Raw genomic sequence first — 16,751 nt, forward strand, 5'->3', positions numbered from 1 at the left:
CCCGAAGCTAACGCATAAGAACGCAAAAGCGCCCGGGCGGCATGAAGCCACACGGACGCATGAAATGACATAATAATTAAGGTTCCAACAAATTTCGCATACATAGCCGGAATAACCCGGAGGCGGAGCTATGCTTTTTTTAACTGATGTAGGTCATGGGTGCTATGAAAAAAGGCAAAAATAGACACGGCGGCAATCCTCCTATATGCCGCCGTGGATTTACACGGTGTTAGGTCGTCGTTGGTTTAGGATAGACGAAAAGAAACGGCGGCTCTGATTTTCTCAAAACCGCCGTATCAGTCGATGATACAGAAAAGCGCACGAAATCCTCTGCCCGTCAGCGGTTTTTTTCTTTTCCCCGCTGTGGAGGCAGATGTTTGAATATGCAGGTATGTTTCATGCCGCAAAGGCCACAAAACATACCATGTTAGTCATTCAATTTGAATTAGAGTTCAATTCTTGCTTTCGATGGCTTATCTTCACAATAGATAACTTTAATCGTTGTTCCCTTGTCAGGGACTTTGTTTCCTGCGCCAATCCATTTTCGGCAGATGTAATCTTTGCCGTCTATCGTATATTTGACCTTGATAGTATGCGGAAAGGCTGCGCCATCCATCGCATGAACGCGGGCAGGTTTACGATTCACTTTTAACCACCATTGTTTTATAACTGAAATTACAGTTCCCATTGTTTCTTTTTCCATAAGTTATACCTCCAATGATATTTTTGATTGATGATACCTATTTTCTATTCAGCCTTTTCTTTGTTTGTAGTAAAAGCGGAACGCTGCTGCGCCGGTGGCCGCCAACTGTACCAGAATCAGCACAGCAAACAGACCGAAGCTCTCATAGTAGAACAGTTCATCCCAAAAATATAGTCTGTTCAAATGATGCCATTTATTGTATTCTAAATTTGTAGGTAAGCTGAACGGGTAACTTACCAAGGGATAGCGGCAACAGATGTCTATCTAACCATACTACCATTGAGATCGAAAAGTATGAATTGAAGAGTACAATAATAGGGTTGATTGAGGATCAACTTTTATTTTTTGTACCTTCATGTTAGAAGCCGTTGTGGACTATTACCTAAAAATAATAGATATAACACAAAGAGAATTATTCAATCTGTCCAAGCATAACAGGAAGGAAAAGATTGAAATTCCATAGGTAGTGGCTTCGTTGACGCGACTAAGTTCAATACGGAAAAATCGGTCTGCAGGTGTGTCAAACAGAAGACACTATTTTTTTATATCTGAGACCGATTGTTTCCGATACAATTTATGGAACATTCAGCACATCATGGACAAACCAAGTCTGAGCCGTGACCATAATGGCAAATGTGCAAATAGCAAAGAGAAGTACTTCAGCCACAGCATTGACACGGCTGGATTGAAGTTGCTTTTTCAGATTGGCAGGCAAGATTCTTGACAGCAGACAATAAACTAAAAATCCAATACAGGCTCCAGCGGTATTTGTCATCAAGTCATTGATGTCGGAAGAACCCCAGCCAAACATCTGGACAATTTCAACAGCCAAAGAAAACAGAAAGCCAGTCAATGCAACCGTCTTCATGTGATGATATTTCTTGTACAGCAGCGGCAGGAAAAATCCCAACGGGACAAACAGAATAATATTCAGAATGGTATCAATTGGCCCAGTTATCATACCGATAAATGGAGTCCAAGAAATGTTCGGGCGAAAGGTCATTGTGCTTGTAAAGCCGATGCCTGTGACGGTCAAAAGTCCGAATAAATAATAACCAAAAACAAACACTGCAGCGGTATGGAGAAAACTTTGTGTTCTCCCCAATTTTTTGAGCCATAAGAAATACAGTACGAAGACTGGAACCATAAACACATACCCACTAATTGAGCGGATGAGAATATCAGAAATTGGTATCATTATTATCTCCTTGTCAAATTCAAATTTATTGCCCATTCCAGCATTGAGCATTTTCTCATAAAGCAAACAGAATACTGTCATTAGTAACGACGGTATTCCCATAATGCTAATCGTAAGTCTAATTGTTCAATGTCGATTAGACATTCACTTTTACATTTTGGACAAAAGAGAGGAAAATTTTTAAGTACGGTATCTTCCCGAATTTTGTCGCGTGTTTTATTCCCGCAGACTGGGCAGCGGATGAACTCTGTTTTCTCCATATTGTTCACTCCGAATTGCGATCATTCTTTTTCTTATCCCGATATTTCCGTATGAGTTTATTACGGATAGGAACGCCAACACCAATCAAAAGCACAACTGCCAAAATTGTGAAATCCATACAATCACCTCACATTTCCTTATTCTTCATAACCCGAATGGACAAGAAGATTGAAACCGCATACATCACGACAATAGCAAAAACCGCAAGGAAAACGAGAAGTATCGGAGAAGATTCAACGACTGAAATAATTGAGTTCCCGATAGCTGGCATTTTAGAGAGAAGAAGTAAAGTCACCAAAAAACCGGCCACTGGAATATACATAAATACCCGTCCTTTGATTGAGCCGTACTTGTAATATCCCGGAATCTGGAACACGGTATAGAGTGCAAATAAGAATACTCCTGCAATAGCGGCAGTTACAATATCAAATACGCCAACTGTTTCACCCAGCACTTTCAAGACAAGCGGCTGTGCAATCAAAGAAATAATCAAGGAAAGAAGCCCCATTGCAAGGACAAAAACATAGCGTCCGATCACAAGCTCGCTTTTACGAACAGGTAAAATACCAAACAGACGATCCATGCTGTTTTTTTCTGTGATGGAAAAGGTATATCCCGTCGTCATGGCAATAAAGCACATAGCAAATGATACCCCTGTCAGCAAAGAACGATTGATTGCGGCAAACACAATCGGCAGGAGCAGGGTAAAGCAAATCGTCTTAAAATATGGTTTTACCAATGCAATATCTAATTTTGTGGATTTCAAAATATTACTCATAATCGTCACCTTTCTTGCTTGTAAACACTACAATTTCATCAATGGTGGCAGGATCAACGGTCAGGTTAGGGAAACCGCTAATATCTTCGGTTTTCATCAGAGCCTCAAATCCCGTAGGGAATGTACGAATACCAGCCGCCTTATTTTTCAGATCATCGGACAGTTCCTCAATTCCACCTTTTACAATGCGGAACATATCTACAAAATCATCTTTGCTGCCAGTAAAGTACAGCTCGCCATAACTGATGTAGGTAATATAATCGGCTGCACGCTCCAAATCGCCTGTGATATGGGTGGAGAACAAAACACTATGCTCGCCATCTTCAATATACTCTGAAAGAATTTTCAAAAGTTCATCTCTGGAAACCGGATCAAGTCCACTGGTCGGCTCGTCGAGGATCAGCAGCTTGGCGTCGTATGAAAACGCACAGGCAAGCATTAACTTCATCTGCATACCTTTGGAAAGTTCTTTTACCTTTTTGGTTGGTGCAATGTGAAATTTCCGTAACATATCCGCAAATTTCTGGCTGTCCCAATTTGGATAAAATACCGAAATGGATTTTTCAACCTGCGACACTTTCCAATCATCACTGAAATAATTTGTATCGAAAACAACGCCCAGCTCTGATTTTACTTTTTGTTCTTCTGCGATATTATCCAGCCCCATCACTTTGACTGTGCCGCCGGTGCGCTTGAGCATATTCAAAATCAGTTTGATTGTCGTTGTTTTGCCAGAACCATTCGGGCCGATCAAGCCCATAATATACCCCTTTGGCAAAGTAAAGCTGATATTGTGAAGTTGAAAAGAATCAAAAGATTTTGAAAGATTCGTTACCTCTAAATAATTAGTCATCTGTTTTTACCTCCGTTAAAATGTCCAAAAGGCGATGTAATTCCTCTGTGGATAGATTTGCCATTCTTGCAGCTTTTATTGCTTCGGTGAGATTGTTTTCTACTTTGCAAATAAGCTGCTCCTTAATCAGTTCTGAACCAGACCCCATTACGAAACATCCGCGCCCCTGCACATTTTTAACAAAGCCCTCTTGCTCTAATTCTGTGTATGCCTTTGTCACTGTTAAGACGCTGATCTTTAAGTCTTTGGCAAGTGTTCTAAGGGAGGGCAAAGTTTCTTCGGCTTGAAGCTCGCCAGATAAAATAGCCGCCTTGATCTGCTGTTTAATCTGCTCGTATATGGGGACGCCAGATACATTTGAAATAATCAGTTTCATTGCTGCATCCTCCGTATGTTTTAACTGTTATGCTGTTGTGTATAACAGTATAACACAGAGAAAAAATAATGTCAATGAATGAATGGATGTTTGTGTTTTCAAGGTTCAAGAAAACATAGCGGAAATAAAATACCACCTTACATCATATTTCATTACATTTTCATAATCCAACCCGAAATGTACAATGATATAGGGTGATATGAGAATGAACCAAGATGAAAGAAGGTTTGACTTTCACGGCCTCGGGGCGGCTCTCAAAAGAGCCAGAGAAGAAAAGGGCTGGACACAAGCCTATGTTGCGGAATTAGTAGACCGTGACTCCCGTACCATTATGAATATTGAGAACAAAGGTCAGTATCCCAGTTTCGACCTTTTTGTTAAACTCATTACCATGTTTGACGTTTCAGTTGACCAATTTATTCATGCGGACGGAGGGGCAAGGTCAAGCTCTTGCAGAAAGCACATTGATGTACTTCTAAACTCCATGAATGAAAAAGAGCTTGTCGTGATAGAAGCCACAGCCGAGGGCATTAAGAAAGCCAGAGAAACGGAGGTTCCAGAATAAGGGCCTCTGTTTTTTTGCGCCATTTTAGGGGCTGCCGCTAAGTGGCAAGCAATGCCTCTGTGGCCACAAGTGGCACAAAGGCGGCTTGTTGGGGCTCGCCCCAAACCCGTATCTTCGGGCCAACATGGCCCGAAGTGTCAGCGTCGCTTTGCTCCTTGTTTTCATAATCTCAACGCTCCTTTTCCTGCTTTCTTCCCGGCTCGGTGTAGCCCATCAGAGTGTCAATGTTCGCCTTGATCGTGACGATCTCCTGCATATCCCGTCGTGCCTTCTGGTATTCTCCATAGAGCTGTTTTTTCTTTGCTGTGAGCTTGCGGCCTTCCTCCTTCAGCACATCCATTTTAGGGAGCTTCGCCCCGCCCAGCAGAGAGCGCATTTCCGCTTGTGCAGCCCGGTACAGTTCAAGGTCGGCCTCATGCTCCGCAAGGAATTTCCGGCTGTACTTCGTCGCCTTATACTGCTCAAAGACTGGGCGGGTTTTGGCATACTGAACCGTTGCGGCCTTTAGCCCGGCATTGGTTTTCATGGCCTGCTCCGTCTGCTTGACCTGTTCGGAAATAACATGGAAACGGTCTGCCGCCTCGGTGGCTTTCTTCGCCAACTGCTCATAATCGGTCAGGTTATTGTCCTGTATATAGGCAAGAGCGGCGGCCATCTGCTTAATGTTAAATACTTTCGCCCAGCGTTCATATCCCGGCCCCTTACCGGCAGCCAGCTTTGCTTGAATATCCACCGCCAGACTGATTTTCCGCTCCGAGCGCCCGGGGCGTTTTTCTTTGCCCTCAATGGCGGACAGAACATCTTGCAAGTCGTAGCCGTCCCCCAGCGTGGAGGCACGCAGACGGGTGAAGCGTTCCTGTCCCTGCCCGGTCAGCCGGAAGCTGATACCGCCGCCCCGAACCGTCTTGACCTCATACCCGGCCCGCTTCATCAAATTGAGAAATTCGTCCAAATCAGCGGGGCGTTCCGCCAACGCAGTATCAATGGCAAGGCGCAGCCTGTCCTGATAGGAAAGCGGCCCTTTCCGGTCTTTCTGCCACTCTCCATAGTTCCGATACTTGCCCTTGCTCCGGGGCTTTGGGTTCTCCACGATGGATAGCCCGTTTTCAAGGCACAGCCTGTCAGAGAGCCGCCGAAGGGCGAAGCTGGAGCCCCAAAAATTTCGGAATTTCCGGGTGCAGTCAAGGGTGGTGGAGTTGTAATAAATGTGACAATGGATGTGCTGCTTATCGGTGTGCGTGGTAACGATAAAAGCGTGCCGCCCCTTTGTCCAGCGCATAGCCAGCTCATAGCCGATACGGTTCGCCTCCTTCGGGGTGATCTCGCCCGGATAGAAGGATTGTCGTATCTGATAGCACAGCACATTATTTTCTTTCTTCTGTTCCCGGCCCGTCATAGCGGCATAGCTGGCCTTTGCCAAAAGGAACTCGTCCGCCACGGTGGCCGGATCACATTCATAAGCGGAGATATACTTTCCGCTTTCTGTTTTCTCCGGGTCCTTGCCATAGTCCAGACAATCCCGGATAGCCTCAGCAATCGTTTCGCCTTCGCCCGCATGGCGCTGTAACAAAGTTGTGGTAGCCAAAAATCATTCCTCCTTTCCTTGAGAAAGGGGCGGCCCATTCAGACCGCCCCGACTTCGGGCCAGTATGGCCCGAGGCTGCTTAACTTGCCAGAAACCGGTACAGAGCGGATTTGCCTCCGTCCAGCGCCCAAAGAAGGGAGCCCGCCGCCGCTTGCAATCCATACGGCGAAAGAAGGAAGGCAAGAAACAGAAATACAATCCCGCCTATGGGCGTCGGCGTGAAAAAGAGAGCGACACCCAGCACCGTCAGGATCACAGAGGCAATCGTCAGCAGGACGGCACAAATATCAAATAGGAACACCAGCAGAGCCGCCAGAAGGGACAACGCTAAAGCAAAGGGAGCAACCAATATTTTCAGCAGTATCTTCATCTTCAAAACCTCCTTTATCTATCCTTCCTACCTCTATTTTATCATGCCTGCCCGGGGACATAAATGTTGCGAAAGATTAGTAAATCCTGTCCCAAACTTTCGGGTCATACTGGCCCGAAGTGGTAAAAAAAGAGCAGGGCGGCAAGCCCCGCAACGGAAGCCTGCCGCCCTCGTCTTACTTTGCCACCAGCTCGGAAAGCTCCCGCAGCACCTTTGACACCTCGCCCCACAGCTTTTCATAGTCCCGCTTCAATCCGTCGATTTCCTCCGGGTACACGCCATAGGTATGTGCGTGTATGGCAACCTGATTGAGATTGTTAGAACAGCGCCGTTGCAGAGAGATCAGCTCTTTTACGGGCGCAAGGTCGATGTGCAGGATATACCCATTCAGAGCCATTTTCCGTACATAAGCCCCGGCGTTGGAAATGCCCGCCTCAGCCATCCGTTCATGGATGGCTGCCAGCTCGTCCGGCGTTACCATGACGTGCAGATGGACATTCCGCTTGCGGTTCTCCATCAGCGTTCCAGCTCCCGGCCTTTCCGGCGCTCTTTGGGTTCCTTTACCTTATCAAGCGGTTTTGCGTCCAGCTCCGGGGGCGTGGGCGGGATGGGCGTGTTGTTGGGTACGCCGTCGATCATGTTGCAGTTCTGCTCTGTGGAGAGCTCGGCGGTTTTCAGATAGTTGTCTTTTTCGTGCATGGCGATCCTCCTTTATCGTTCCTCATGGTTTTTATGGCTCCGCTTCTGGCCGGGCTCCTTCGGGGGTTCCTGCCCTCTGGTTTCATCTTTGAGCCGGGCAGTAATGGATGGGCGCACCCGGTCAGGATTGCCCGGTGCTGGTTTCAGCTCATAATCCTCCATCTGCTTTTCGGTCAGCGGCTTTGCGTAGGTCAGTTCGCCCCATGCCATCAGCCTGCCGTCTGCCACAGGACGCCGCCTGTCATCATCGTAGTTGACGATGGAAAGAGGCTGGTTATCCGGCGGCTTCGGGTAAGTTCCTATGTCCACGGGCCGCTGGGTGGAATAATAGCGGTAAACGCCCTCCGGTCCCAGCTCGGTATGCTTGACCGCCGCATGGTAAAACTGCTGATAGTCGTCCACCCGGCGGTCAAAGTCCCTCTGCGCCCATGCCTGACTGGTTCCATAGCGACCCCAGTAGTAATCCCGATGGCCGTTTTCCCCCTCGGTAAACTGCCAGGTCACAAAGGGGCTCGGCGCTCCCGGATTATGCCCCAGCGCAAAGCCGTGTCCGGTTTCAAAGGTGGCAGCTTTCAAAATCACATATCCTTGTACTGTCTCCAAGAGATACCTCCTTTCTGTGCCTCGGGCTAACATGACCCGAAGTGCTGGATGTTACGAAATAAGAGGGCAGACCGGGGAGAAATGTAATAAGATATTCCCACCCCGGAAACACCCTCAAAAAAGCCCGGAATGTCAAGCCTTTGGAGGCGGCAAATCGTAACAGCCGCCCGGCCTTTTCTCCCGCATTTTCCTCATGCGTTCCCGGCTTTTCCGGCGGTTCCCTTCGGCCTTGCAGGCGTCGGAACAGTAGGCTTGACGCCCCTCGGGCAAAAACGCCTTTCCGCAGACCGCACAGGCTCGCAGCTCCGGGGAGATGCCTTCCGTTGTCAACGACGCTTGAAGCTCCGGGTTAAGAGGCAGGACAGCCTCACGGAAATAACGGCAGTACGCCCCTGTCCAGCACTTGTGCAGCATATAGCAGGCACAGTCAAGAGGAAGGCACAGGCCGCTTTCCCGGTCATAGTTGGCGCACATCCCCGTGACAAGAGAACGGATTTTCTTCTTCTCGTCACGGGTCAGCTCCCGGGCGTCCATTTAAGACTTCGGGCCACGATGGCCCGAAGGGCGGGGCTCCACGATCAGCGCCCGGAACTTCTTCCGGCACTGTTTTTTCTTTCCTTTGCACTCCTTGTAATAACGGCATCCCTTACAAGGGTCGTCATTGTCCCAGCCGGGGTGCGGTACTTCCTTCATCATTCGTTCAAAAGGGCTGCTTGTAAAATTCATTCTCATTCCTCCGTATCTTCCTCCCATGGCGGGGTATCTTCGTCCTCGGGTTCCTCTGCGATCTCCTCCAGCTCCCCGTCCTCATATTCGCAGTAATCATCTTCCAAATCCGGGGCTTCATGCTTCGGCTTGTAAATCTTGAAATAGTAACCAATTCCACCGCCGGCCAGCACCACCGCACCGATCAGGAGCAGAGAGAGAAGGGGGCTGTCCTTTTTCTCCGGCTTGGGTTCCGGTACTTCCTCCACCGGTTCGGTGGGCTTTGGCTCTGGCTCAGGGGTCACTTCTTTGGGCGGTTCCTTACCCTGTTCAGCAAGAGGCAGAAGGTCGTCTGTGGTAACGGTATTGAGGAAATAGACGTTCTCGCTGGTTTTCTGTTTGTCGATCACCAGATAAAACACGCTCTCGTCTGCTGTGGTGATGGTGTAGAACTCCTTTCCATCCTCGTCGGTGGCGTTGTCCACCACGGTTCCCGTCCCGTCCGGGGTAAAGGGGTTCTGGGTTTCCGGCTCTGCTTCGGTTTCTGCCGGGGAGGGAGCTGTCTCCGGCTGCGGCTCGCTGCTCTGTGCATAAGCCGGGACTGTAAAGATCAGGCAACACAAAAGGCTGGCAGCCATTGCCGCCAGCCTGCGAAATTTAGTTTTCTTCATGGGCCGTGTCCTCCTTTTCGGGTGCCTCCGGCTTCGGGTCAGTATGGCCCGAAGCGGTAAGGCTGTTTTTGGGGTCATTCAGAAAAGCCATAAGCTGGGCGGGCGTCAGTTTGAGGGAGCGCACCGCCTGCACGATCTGGCTGTTTTCTTCCTCCTGTTTCTGCTTTTCCAGCTCCCGGATTTTGGCCTGCCATTCGGCGGCCTTCTCCCGGGCTTTTTCCAGTTCCTTATCGAGCTTGTCGATTTTGTTCATGCAAGGACTCCTTTCCTCTGGCTCACAAACGCCCGAAGGCATAGAAATGTGTCTGCCAGTAGCTTGAATTGATGTTTGCGTATTGGATGGGCGAACCACAATGGAGCATCATCCCGTCGCCCACATAAATCCCCACATGGGACACAGGGCCGGGGCTGTCATAGGTTCCCGTGAAAAAGATAATATCGCCGGGCTTTGCCTCGGAGGGGGAAATGATAGCACACTGGTTGTAAATGCCCTGCGCCGTGGTACGGGGCAGGTTGTGGACGCCGCTGGCCGTGTACACCCAGCAGACAAAGCCCGAACAGTCAAAGGAGGTGGACGGGCTGGAGCCGCCCCACACATAGGGCCAGCCGATGTACTTTGTGGCTTCTTCCATGAGCGCCGCAAAAGCCGGGTCATCCAGCGCCTCGCCGGGTATCTCATAGCTGGGGCCGGTATCTTCGCCGCCGTTGTAAATCCCTTCCCACAGATAGGGTTTGTTGCCTTTGAGCTGCTGCATAACGATGTAGATTTCCCGCTGCTGTTCGTTAAGCCTCGGCAGGATCACGGCAGGCAGCGTCTTGTTTGTGAGGGTCACATTGAGAATGTAATACTCATAGGGAACTTCCTCGGTGGTGGTTTCCCCGGTCTCCGGGTCGGTGCTGGTTTCGGTGCGGTAGCGTATCTCGACTTCCTCCGTCAAGGTCAGTTCATACTGTGCCTCGAAGATCTCCCGCAGCTCGTCCTGCACCTGTTCACGGAAATACACATGGTACTTTGCCGAGAGATAGGACGCCAGCTCATAGGGGTTATGGCCGATCTCGTCCACGGAATAGCGGTACTCGTCATAGCCGGGATGGGTGCTTTCGATGTTCGCTACCGTCTGCGCCAGCTCGTTTTCCAGCGCTGTGTAGTCCTCGTCCACCCTCAGCAGGTCCGTATCCTCCGAGGCGTAGGAGGTGCCGGATAACGCATTGGCGAGGCCGCTGCCAAGCGTGGGGAAGATGGAACTTACCGCCGACACAAGAAAACAGAGCAGCAACAGCAGGAGCAGGACCAGCACCGCCACGGGATGACGGGTCACAAACTGCGCCGCCCGACGGGTCGCAGTTCCCGAAGCGGCAGCGGTTTTCTTTGCGGCCTTTGCGCCCTGTTTTGCAGCCGCCTTTGCTTCTTTGGAATACCGGCGTTTCAGTTTCCATTTCTGCTGCACACGGGAAAGCGGATTGCTGGCAAGCTCCGGGTGATCGGAGGCCATCTTTTGAAAATCCACATTGGCCCGGGCTTTTATGTCCTTCCGTTCCCACTTTGCCACCTTCCGGGCCGGGTGTTCCCGGTATCTCCGTTTGGCATACCGGGTCAGTTTCCGGGCTCCGGCCTCGGCCACAAGTTCCGACTTATGGGCTCCTTCCACACCCACATTTTCATGCTCAACTTCGTGGATTTTGTTGTGGAGATAAAACCATGCTTCGGTACGGGCTCCCCGGACAGCTTTCTTCGCAAGCCCCGGCGGCTTCTTCGCTGCCCGTTTTGCCTCGGTCTTGTCCAGTTTCTCCCGGGCCTTTCCCAGCTTTTCCCCGGCGTGTTCCGCTTTTGCCTGTGCTTTCTGGTACTTGTCCTTTTTGCTCCCGGCCTTCTCGGCGGAGCCCTCCGGCTCCTGTGCCTTGCCGGTATCCTGCGGCCCGTCCGCTTCATCTTCCTGCCTCATGCGGTCAGAGGGACGGCTTTTCCGTCTGTCCTCTTGAAACTTGCCGCTTTTGGACTTCGGGCCATCATGGCCCGAAGGACTGTCCTGCCCGGTATCCTCGTCCTTAAACCGCAGGCGTCGGGATGGTGCGGGGGAAGGCCCTTCCCGTTCAGCCGGTCCGGGGCGATTGCTCCCGGTATCCTCCGTCGGCCCCGGCCTTTGAAAATTCCATTTATCCGGTTTCTTTCCGATGATGTATCCCTCCTTTCCAAACCTCGGGCCAGCATGGCCCGAAGTGCGTTATGCCCGGTTCATTTCCTGTTTTTTGTCCTCCGGGCGGGTGGTCATAATGGCGTACAGCTCGGTATTCTGCGGGAAGCGGTCAACAAACGGGATGGTGGTATTCCCGAAGAACAGCAGCCCTTCGCCGGAATTGGTATGGGTCACATAGGAAAGCTGGTGGGGGCTGATCCCAAGCTGTTTGGCTAAAATCTGCCGGTCGCCCTGTGCCTGCGAGAGCAGCACAAGGAAGTCCGAGTTTTCAAAGATATTCTCGATCTCCGGGCTTGCCAGAAAATCCTTCACGTTCTGCGTTAAAGCACTGGGAACGCACCCTTTTTTTCGCAGCATTTTCCAGATCGCCACACAATAGCTTGCCGTCAGACGGTCACGGAGCAGCACATGAAATTCGTCGAAGTAGCACCATGTAGCGATACCGCGCAGGAAATTCATGGACACCTGCGAGTTTACCAAGTCCTGCATAATGAGCATGGCAATCGTCCGAAGCCCGGCCCCCAGCTTTTTTAAGTCAAGGCATACCAGACGGCGGTTCAGGTCCACATTGGTTTCATGGTTGAACACGTTAAGGGAACCCGACACATAGATTTCAAGGGCAGTTGCCAGCCGTACCGCCTCGCCCTCCGGCTGGGAACAGAGCAGGTCATACAGGGTTTGGAGGGTCGGCATTTTGCTTGTTTCCGGGTCCTGCAAATGTTCCCGGTACATCTGGCGTACACAGCGGTCAATGACGGTCCGCTCCACCGGCTGCAAGCCATCCTTGCCGCCAACGATCAGCTCCATCAGCGATAGGATAAAGTCGGCTTTCAGCGCCATCGGGTTTTCCTCGTCAAAGCTCAGGTCAATGTCCATCGGGTTGATGTGGTGGGGGCTGTCCGGGGCGATCTCGATGACCTGTCCGCCCAGCCGCTTGATAAGGGGCGAGTATTCGCCCATCGGGTCCACCACAATGATCCGGTCACGGGTGGCAAGGAACACGTTCACAAGCTCCCGCTTTGCGGCAAAGGATTTGCCGGAGCCCGGCACGCCGAGGAACAGGCCGTTGGGGTTTTTGAGCTTTTTCCGGTTTGCCATGATGACGTTATGGGAAAGTGCGTTGAGCCCGTAATAGACGGCTTCGCCATCCATGCGGAGCTCCTGCGTCATAAAGGGAACGAAAATGGCCGTGGAGCTGGTCGTCATGCCGCGCTTGATCTCAATGCCGTTATGGCCCAGCGGAAGGCTGGAAAGAAAACCATCCTCCTGCTGGAAGTCCAGCCGCTTCAAGGTGCAGTTGTATTTCTGGACGATACCCGACACCGTGAACAGGTCATTGTCCAGCTCCCGGCGGGTCGGGGCCATGTTTACCACAAGGAAGGTCAGAAGGAACATTCGCTCATTCCGGCTCTGTAAATCTTCCAAGAGGGTCTTTGCGTCGTTGCTGTACGTTACAAGGTCGGGTGGAAGTATGTCCATGTCGTACCCTGACCGGGCTGCCTTCTTTTGTTCCTCCACCTTCATCTTGTCAATGTCGGAGACTTTGGCCTTGATGGATTTTACGGCGGCGGCCTGATCGACGGTTTGGATATGGAGAGTGATGGTCATTTCCGCATCCATTTCCAAAAGCTCCGCCAGCAGCTTGTCCGAGAGCTCCGAGGCCAAAATCTGCAAGTAGGAGGCGGCACCCCAAGTCGTCCCCACCCGGAACAGACGGCTGAAACGGAAGTCGAAGCTGTCCGGGGCGATAAAGTCTTTGGTGGAAAGCCCGGTTTTGGGGATCATATCCCATGAAAACCGGAAGGGGGAGCCGCTGCCAGGGTGGAGCTGCCCGTGAAGAAGCTCCAGCCGTTCCAGCCCCGAAAGGGAGCGGCACTTGACGCCCAGCTTTTTGAAGTTCCCGCAAATGTCCGCCTCTACACGTTCCAGCCTTGCCCTGGCGGTGGGAAGGTCGTCCACATTCACGCCGAAGGTCAGGAGCTTTGTGCGGACAATGCCGTTGTTGCTTTTGGCGATCTGGTTTTCCAACATTTCCACATACTCACACCGGACGCTGTTATAATCGTCATCCTGCATGGGGATGTTCACGCTGTACCGGCTGCCCGGGCGGCTCCGGTGGTTGAGGAAGGAAAGCTGGAACGGAAGGCTGCTGTCAAAGTAGTTGAGGCAGGCGCTCCACCCGTCAAAGATGGCCGCCTGATCCTCGGACTGTGCGAGCTGGTAGTTGATGTCCTCGTATTCAATGGTTTTGGTGTAATAGCGGTCCGCTACCCGGCACACCCCGTCCCGGTACATTTCCCGGTAAGGGAGGGTCTGCTGGGCGGTGGTGGGAATGTTCTTTCCTTTCGTGAACAGGCCGGTAAGGCCCTGCTTTTCAGGCTTTCTGCCTGCGGGCTTTCCGGCCCTTCTGCTGTTTCGCAATCGGCTGCGCCTCCTTTCTGGCGCTAAGCAGCGCATAGAAGTTTTCGGTTTTGTAAGGCCGCACACGGGGATAGAGGAACCGGGTGCGGATGATGTTTTTCAGCACTTTTTCCAGCGGCAGACCGTCTCGTTCATACATAGCCAGAAAGAAGAACGGGAGCATGAGGCCGATCATCAGGAACATGGCGGCACTGTTCCCGATACTGCCACGGGAAAACAGGTAGGCCGGGAGGCCCACCGCCGCTGCGCTGGAAAAACAAACAAGCTGGCGCTTCGTTAGGTTGAAGGCCAGCTTTGTCTTGATTTTGGAAAGGTCTTTTGGTACTGGCACATAGGCCATTTTGGTACACCTCCTTTATTGCTTCGGGCCAGCATGGCCCGAGGTTATCTTGCGGCCTCTTTGGCCGGGGCTGTGCTGCGGGCAGCTTCGGCGGCCTCTCGTCCGCTCTGCCTTGCCCGCCAGTATTCGGGGTGATACTGCCGGATGGACTGATTGAGTTTTTCTTCAAACTGTCCTTTGTCCTTAATGCGGTCAGGGATGTTCCACAGTTTTTTGTCCAGCAGTTCCCGGAGCACCACACTTTCCTGTGCGTCCTCCTCATAGCAGATATAGCCCTTATCCTTGAAGCCGCACTTTTTCGCCGCCGGGGAGAGGACGGCGGCTACCTCGTTTGCCACCATCGTTCCGCCGTGGCTGGCGGTAGATACCAGAAACACCCCCGGACAGAGGGTTTCACAGCTTTGCACCTCGCCCCATGGGGAGCTTTTCGGCGCATGGAACATTCCGCCCGTCCGGCTCCGGTCCGCCTGCATGAGTGCTGCCTTTTCTAAGATGACTTTCAGTTCCGGGGAAAAATAGGCATATTCCCGAAGGACACGGGCGGCGTCCCCGCCGCAGGCGTTCATCAACAGGGTATAGGCGTCGCTGTCCGCTTTGGTACAGCGGCCCAGCAGTTTTCCGTCATAGTAGCAGGCCGCGTCATAGCCCGTCCGTTTGCGTGGCATGGTTCCCGCCTCCTTTCTGCTTCGGGCCAGCATGGCCCGAGATCAACGCTCTGCGCTGCGGCTGGATTTTTCCTTCGGAGGCCGTTCTGCCTTTGCCTGTTCGGCAGCCGCTTTCCCGGCTTTGAGCTGGTCGCTGATAGACGCACGCCCCACAGAGCCGCGCTCCGCCATCTGTTCCAGCTTTGCCTCATAGGCTTGCAGAACAGCGGTATTGAGCTGTTCTCGGAACTCCTTTGTGACAGGGTAGGCCATATCCCGGTAGCCGCCTTTTCCGTCCGGCTGGCTGGGCATCCCAAGAAAGAGGCCCTTGCTGCCCTGTACGATTTTCAGATTTTCCACCACAAAGCAGTCATTGAATTTCACGCTGGCAAAGCCCATCAGATTTTTCACAGGTTCGATGACCCGCACGCTTACATCCAGCTTCAACGGTGCGGTCGGGGTGGTGTTTGCAACCTTTTCCTGCATGGTTTCCTCCTTTCCGGCGGGAACAAGGTTCCCGTCCTTGTAGTCATAGCCTTCCGCCCGGAGTGCCGCCAGCGTGTCCGCCGATACGCACCCGGACAGTTTCAGATCGGTTTCCACCATAAAGCGCATGGTGTCTGCTTTAGAAAATTCTTCGGGGAGCTTTCCGTAGAAAGCTGGGTGCGGCTGTCCGTCCGCACCCTGTTTGTAACGCCGAGGCATACCGCCTCCTTTCCGCTTCGGGTCAGCATGGCCCGAAGTCTCTTAATGGCAGCCGAAGATGGATTTTGCAAGACTGCCTGTTTTGAATAAGGTAAAACACAGCAGCACCGTATATCCCACACAGCCCCAGATCGCCCCGATGGGGTCGCCGTCGGTGGCGATACTCTGGATCAGCACCGCATAGATGGCGACACAGACTAAGATCAATAGACCTTGAAAGCCCACCGCAAAGAGGGAGCGGAAATAGTTCTGCCCCATGTGTCCGGTTTCCCTGTTGGGGACTGTGGCAAACGGGATAGGAGCTAAACTTGTGAGTAAATAAATTTCAATCATACGGCCATATACGATGACGAAGATCACGATGTTTAAGGCAATCATGGTAAGCTGGATTAGGAAGGATTGTAGCCAGAGTCCGAACAGAGGACCTAACTCCATCGCCTCAAGCTCTGTCCGCAAACTGTCCAGCACATCCGGCGTGATCTCTGTCCCGTTCTGGATAATGCCCGCTGACTGCTGTATCACATGCTGGCTCACATCAAAGACCGCCAGCACGATATTGAAGGTGTTCGTCAGGATCATCACAGCCACAAAGGTTTTGAACACCCACTTAAAAAACATCCATGTGTCAACTTCATGGAGGTTGTTGCGTTCTATGAGCATCTGTATCAGCTCATAAGTCATTACAAAAGTGAGGATGACCCCGGCGATTGGCAGGATGGCAGTTTCAGAGATCTGTCGTATCATGGAAAAGACCCCGGCGTTCCAGTCCGCCGGGGTCGTGCCTACCTGTGTGGCGATCTCGCCAACGCTCTGATTGACGTTATCGAAAAGACCATCCAGATTTCCCATGATACCATCGACGAGCAGACCTTTCAGCCATTCAACGATTGCGTCGATGATAAAGTCCATACATCAGCTCCTTTTCTGGAAAAAGGGACAACGGGTGACATTTAGCTGAACAGCCCGGACAGCAGAGGGATAAGCTGAAGACCGATCAGAACGACACCGCCGCCCGCCATCAGCTGTTTTATCCCCAATTAGGTGTAAAACTCTGCTCGATGGCGGGCGGCGGCGTACAA

Annotated in this window: 23 protein-coding genes and 1 pseudogene; 1 reads left to right on the forward strand and 23 read right to left on the reverse strand. The window is 51.7% G+C overall.

Features of this window, described 5'->3' with window-relative positions; all coding sequences use genetic code 11:
* Nucleotides 1-445: 445 nt before the first annotated feature.
* The 7 genes from DXD12_RS13690 to DXD12_RS13715 form a co-directional block, all read right to left on the reverse strand.
* A complete protein-coding gene (locus tag DXD12_RS13690; protein WP_071441246.1) occupies nucleotides 446-703 on the reverse strand; it encodes a sugar ABC transporter permease in 258 nt (85 codons plus the stop codon).
* A gap of 48 nt (nucleotides 704-751) precedes the next feature.
* Nucleotides 752-886, reverse strand: coding sequence for a hypothetical protein (locus DXD12_RS15810; RefSeq protein WP_256186109.1), 135 nt, complete (start codon nucleotides 884-886; stop codon nucleotides 752-754).
* A 391-nt stretch (nucleotides 887-1,277) separates the two neighbouring features.
* A complete protein-coding gene (locus DXD12_RS13695) occupies nucleotides 1,278-1,901 on the reverse strand; it encodes a VanZ family protein (RefSeq protein ID WP_025580950.1) in 624 nt (207 codons plus the stop codon).
* An 80-nt stretch (nucleotides 1,902-1,981) separates the two neighbouring features.
* A complete protein-coding gene (locus DXD12_RS13700; protein WP_074021989.1) occupies nucleotides 1,982-2,161 on the reverse strand; it encodes a cysteine-rich KTR domain-containing protein in 180 nt (59 codons plus the stop codon).
* Between the two features lie 128 nt (nucleotides 2,162-2,289).
* A complete protein-coding gene (locus DXD12_RS13705) occupies nucleotides 2,290-2,940 on the reverse strand; it encodes an ABC-2 transporter permease (protein WP_015542934.1) in 651 nt (216 codons plus the stop codon).
* Complete coding sequence (locus tag DXD12_RS13710; protein ID WP_004611597.1) at nucleotides 2,933-3,793, reverse strand: ABC transporter ATP-binding protein; 861 nt, start codon at nucleotides 3,791-3,793, stop codon at nucleotides 2,933-2,935. Before DXD12_RS13710 ends, DXD12_RS13705 begins: the two co-directional genes overlap by 8 nt.
* Nucleotides 3,786-4,169: a GntR family transcriptional regulator gene (locus DXD12_RS13715; RefSeq protein WP_002578893.1), complete on the reverse strand. Its 384-nt coding sequence runs from the start codon at nucleotides 4,167-4,169 to the stop codon at nucleotides 3,786-3,788. Before DXD12_RS13715 ends, DXD12_RS13710 begins: the two co-directional genes overlap by 8 nt.
* Before the next feature lie 199 nt (nucleotides 4,170-4,368).
* Between DXD12_RS13715 and DXD12_RS13720 the strand changes: the two genes are divergently transcribed.
* Complete coding sequence (locus DXD12_RS13720; protein WP_004064252.1) at nucleotides 4,369-4,734, forward strand: helix-turn-helix transcriptional regulator; 366 nt, start codon at nucleotides 4,369-4,371, stop codon at nucleotides 4,732-4,734.
* Nucleotides 4,735-4,903: 169 nt separating this feature from the next.
* Here DXD12_RS13720 and DXD12_RS13725 read toward each other — a convergent pair whose 3' ends face one another.
* The 16 genes and pseudogenes from DXD12_RS13725 to DXD12_RS13805 form a co-directional block, all read right to left on the reverse strand.
* On the reverse strand, nucleotides 4,904-6,319 hold the full coding sequence (locus DXD12_RS13725; protein WP_008401432.1) for a relaxase/mobilization nuclease domain-containing protein: 1,416 nt from the start codon (nucleotides 6,317-6,319) through the stop codon (nucleotides 4,904-4,906).
* A 79-nt stretch (nucleotides 6,320-6,398) separates the two neighbouring features.
* The gene (locus DXD12_RS13730) at nucleotides 6,399-6,689 is read right to left on the reverse strand and encodes a CD1845 family protein (protein ID WP_005927606.1); all 291 of its coding nucleotides are present in this window, start codon (nucleotides 6,687-6,689) and stop codon (nucleotides 6,399-6,401) included.
* A gap of 175 nt (nucleotides 6,690-6,864) precedes the next feature.
* Nucleotides 6,865-7,206, reverse strand: coding sequence for a plasmid mobilization relaxosome protein MobC (gene mobC, locus DXD12_RS13735; protein ID WP_012741672.1), 342 nt, complete (start codon nucleotides 7,204-7,206; stop codon nucleotides 6,865-6,867).
* Entirely contained in the window at nucleotides 7,206-7,388 is a 183-nt protein-coding gene (locus DXD12_RS13740) for a DUF4316 domain-containing protein (RefSeq protein ID WP_003500078.1), read from the reverse strand. Before DXD12_RS13740 ends, mobC begins: the two co-directional genes overlap by 1 nt.
* A gap of 12 nt (nucleotides 7,389-7,400) precedes the next feature.
* On the reverse strand, nucleotides 7,401-7,991 hold the full coding sequence (locus DXD12_RS13745; protein ID WP_199574569.1) for a hypothetical protein: 591 nt from the start codon (nucleotides 7,989-7,991) through the stop codon (nucleotides 7,401-7,403).
* A 132-nt stretch (nucleotides 7,992-8,123) separates the two neighbouring features.
* Nucleotides 8,124-8,525: a cysteine-rich VLP protein gene (locus tag DXD12_RS13750; RefSeq protein WP_012741674.1), complete on the reverse strand. Its 402-nt coding sequence runs from the start codon at nucleotides 8,523-8,525 to the stop codon at nucleotides 8,124-8,126.
* Nucleotides 8,526-8,723, reverse strand: coding sequence for a hypothetical protein (locus DXD12_RS13755; RefSeq protein WP_005927616.1), 198 nt, complete (start codon nucleotides 8,721-8,723; stop codon nucleotides 8,526-8,528). It abuts the gene before it with no gap.
* Nucleotides 8,720-9,367, reverse strand: coding sequence for a DUF4366 domain-containing protein (locus DXD12_RS13760; protein WP_005927619.1), 648 nt, complete (start codon nucleotides 9,365-9,367; stop codon nucleotides 8,720-8,722). Before DXD12_RS13760 ends, DXD12_RS13755 begins: the two co-directional genes overlap by 4 nt.
* The gene (locus DXD12_RS13765; protein ID WP_005927622.1) at nucleotides 9,354-9,620 is read right to left on the reverse strand and encodes a DUF4315 family protein; all 267 of its coding nucleotides are present in this window, start codon (nucleotides 9,618-9,620) and stop codon (nucleotides 9,354-9,356) included. The genes DXD12_RS13760 and DXD12_RS13765 overlap by 14 nt, the downstream gene beginning before the upstream one ends.
* A gap of 22 nt (nucleotides 9,621-9,642) precedes the next feature.
* Nucleotides 9,643-11,310, reverse strand: coding sequence for a C40 family peptidase (locus DXD12_RS13770; protein ID WP_118638540.1), 1,668 nt, complete (start codon nucleotides 11,308-11,310; stop codon nucleotides 9,643-9,645).
* A gap of 279 nt (nucleotides 11,311-11,589) precedes the next feature.
* Entirely contained in the window at nucleotides 11,590-13,857 is a 2,268-nt protein-coding gene (locus DXD12_RS13780) for a VirB4-like conjugal transfer ATPase, CD1110 family (RefSeq protein ID WP_005927628.1), read from the reverse strand.
* A gap of 79 nt (nucleotides 13,858-13,936) precedes the next feature.
* On the reverse strand, nucleotides 13,937-14,323 hold the full coding sequence (locus DXD12_RS13785) for a PrgI family protein (protein ID WP_003500106.1): 387 nt from the start codon (nucleotides 14,321-14,323) through the stop codon (nucleotides 13,937-13,939).
* A gap of 44 nt (nucleotides 14,324-14,367) precedes the next feature.
* Nucleotides 14,368-15,021 (reverse strand): hypothetical protein, encoded by a 654-nt coding sequence (locus DXD12_RS13790; protein ID WP_118278676.1) that lies wholly within the window; start codon nucleotides 15,019-15,021, stop codon nucleotides 14,368-14,370.
* 9 nt (nucleotides 15,022-15,030) lie between these two features.
* Nucleotides 15,031-15,672 (reverse strand): septation protein SpoVG family protein, encoded by a 642-nt coding sequence (locus DXD12_RS13795; protein ID WP_158579726.1) that lies wholly within the window; start codon nucleotides 15,670-15,672, stop codon nucleotides 15,031-15,033.
* Nucleotides 15,673-15,714: 42 nt separating this feature from the next.
* Complete coding sequence (locus tag DXD12_RS13800) at nucleotides 15,715-16,581, reverse strand: VirB6/TrbL-like conjugal transfer protein, CD1112 family (protein ID WP_005927637.1); 867 nt, start codon at nucleotides 16,579-16,581, stop codon at nucleotides 15,715-15,717.
* Between the two features lie 41 nt (nucleotides 16,582-16,622).
* Nucleotides 16,623-16,706, reverse strand: a pseudogene (locus DXD12_RS13805) (Maff2 family protein); the annotation flags it as partial.
* Nucleotides 16,707-16,751: the final 45 nt, after the last annotated feature.

This window comes from Clostridium sp. TF11-13AC, from assembly GCF_003481065.1.
Classification (GTDB): Bacteria; Bacillota; Clostridia; order Lachnospirales; family Lachnospiraceae; genus Otoolea; species Otoolea fessa.

Coding starts and splice junctions, on each gene's coding strand:
- DXD12_RS13690 (WP_071441246.1), bottom strand. CDS start 703: ATGGAAAAAGAAACAATGGGAACTGTAATTTCAGTTATAAAACAATGG.
- DXD12_RS13695 (WP_025580950.1), bottom strand. CDS start 1,901: ATGATACCAATTTCTGATATTCTCATCCGCTCAATTAGTGGGTATGTG.
- DXD12_RS13700 (WP_074021989.1), bottom strand. CDS start 2,161: ATGGAGAAAACAGAGTTCATCCGCTGCCCAGTCTGCGGGAATAAAACA.
- DXD12_RS13705 (WP_015542934.1), bottom strand. CDS start 2,940: ATGAGTAATATTTTGAAATCCACAAAATTAGATATTGCATTGGTAAAA.
- DXD12_RS13710 (WP_004611597.1), bottom strand. CDS start 3,793: ATGACTAATTATTTAGAGGTAACGAATCTTTCAAAATCTTTTGATTCT.
- DXD12_RS13715 (WP_002578893.1), bottom strand. CDS start 4,169: ATGAAACTGATTATTTCAAATGTATCTGGCGTCCCCATATACGAGCAG.
- DXD12_RS13720 (WP_004064252.1), top strand. CDS start 4,369: ATGAGAATGAACCAAGATGAAAGAAGGTTTGACTTTCACGGCCTCGGG.
- DXD12_RS13730 (WP_005927606.1), bottom strand. CDS start 6,689: ATGAAGATACTGCTGAAAATATTGGTTGCTCCCTTTGCTTTAGCGTTG.
- mobC (WP_012741672.1), bottom strand. CDS start 7,206: ATGGAGAACCGCAAGCGGAATGTCCATCTGCACGTCATGGTAACGCCG.
- DXD12_RS13740 (WP_003500078.1), bottom strand. CDS start 7,388: ATGCACGAAAAAGACAACTATCTGAAAACCGCCGAGCTCTCCACAGAG.
- DXD12_RS13750 (WP_012741674.1), bottom strand. CDS start 8,525: ATGGACGCCCGGGAGCTGACCCGTGACGAGAAGAAGAAAATCCGTTCT.
- DXD12_RS13755 (WP_005927616.1), bottom strand. CDS start 8,723: ATGAGAATGAATTTTACAAGCAGCCCTTTTGAACGAATGATGAAGGAA.
- DXD12_RS13760 (WP_005927619.1), bottom strand. CDS start 9,367: ATGAAGAAAACTAAATTTCGCAGGCTGGCGGCAATGGCTGCCAGCCTT.
- DXD12_RS13765 (WP_005927622.1), bottom strand. CDS start 9,620: ATGAACAAAATCGACAAGCTCGATAAGGAACTGGAAAAAGCCCGGGAG.
- DXD12_RS13770 (WP_118638540.1), bottom strand. CDS start 11,310: ATGAGGCAGGAAGATGAAGCGGACGGGCCGCAGGATACCGGCAAGGCA.
- DXD12_RS13780 (WP_005927628.1), bottom strand. CDS start 13,857: ATGTACCGGGACGGGGTGTGCCGGGTAGCGGACCGCTATTACACCAAA.
- DXD12_RS13785 (WP_003500106.1), bottom strand. CDS start 14,323: ATGGCCTATGTGCCAGTACCAAAAGACCTTTCCAAAATCAAGACAAAG.
- DXD12_RS13790 (WP_118278676.1), bottom strand. CDS start 15,021: ATGCTGGCCCGAAGCAGAAAGGAGGCGGGAACCATGCCACGCAAACGG.
- DXD12_RS13795 (WP_158579726.1), bottom strand. CDS start 15,672: ATGCCTCGGCGTTACAAACAGGGTGCGGACGGACAGCCGCACCCAGCT.
- DXD12_RS13800 (WP_005927637.1), bottom strand. CDS start 16,581: ATGGACTTTATCATCGACGCAATCGTTGAATGGCTGAAAGGTCTGCTC.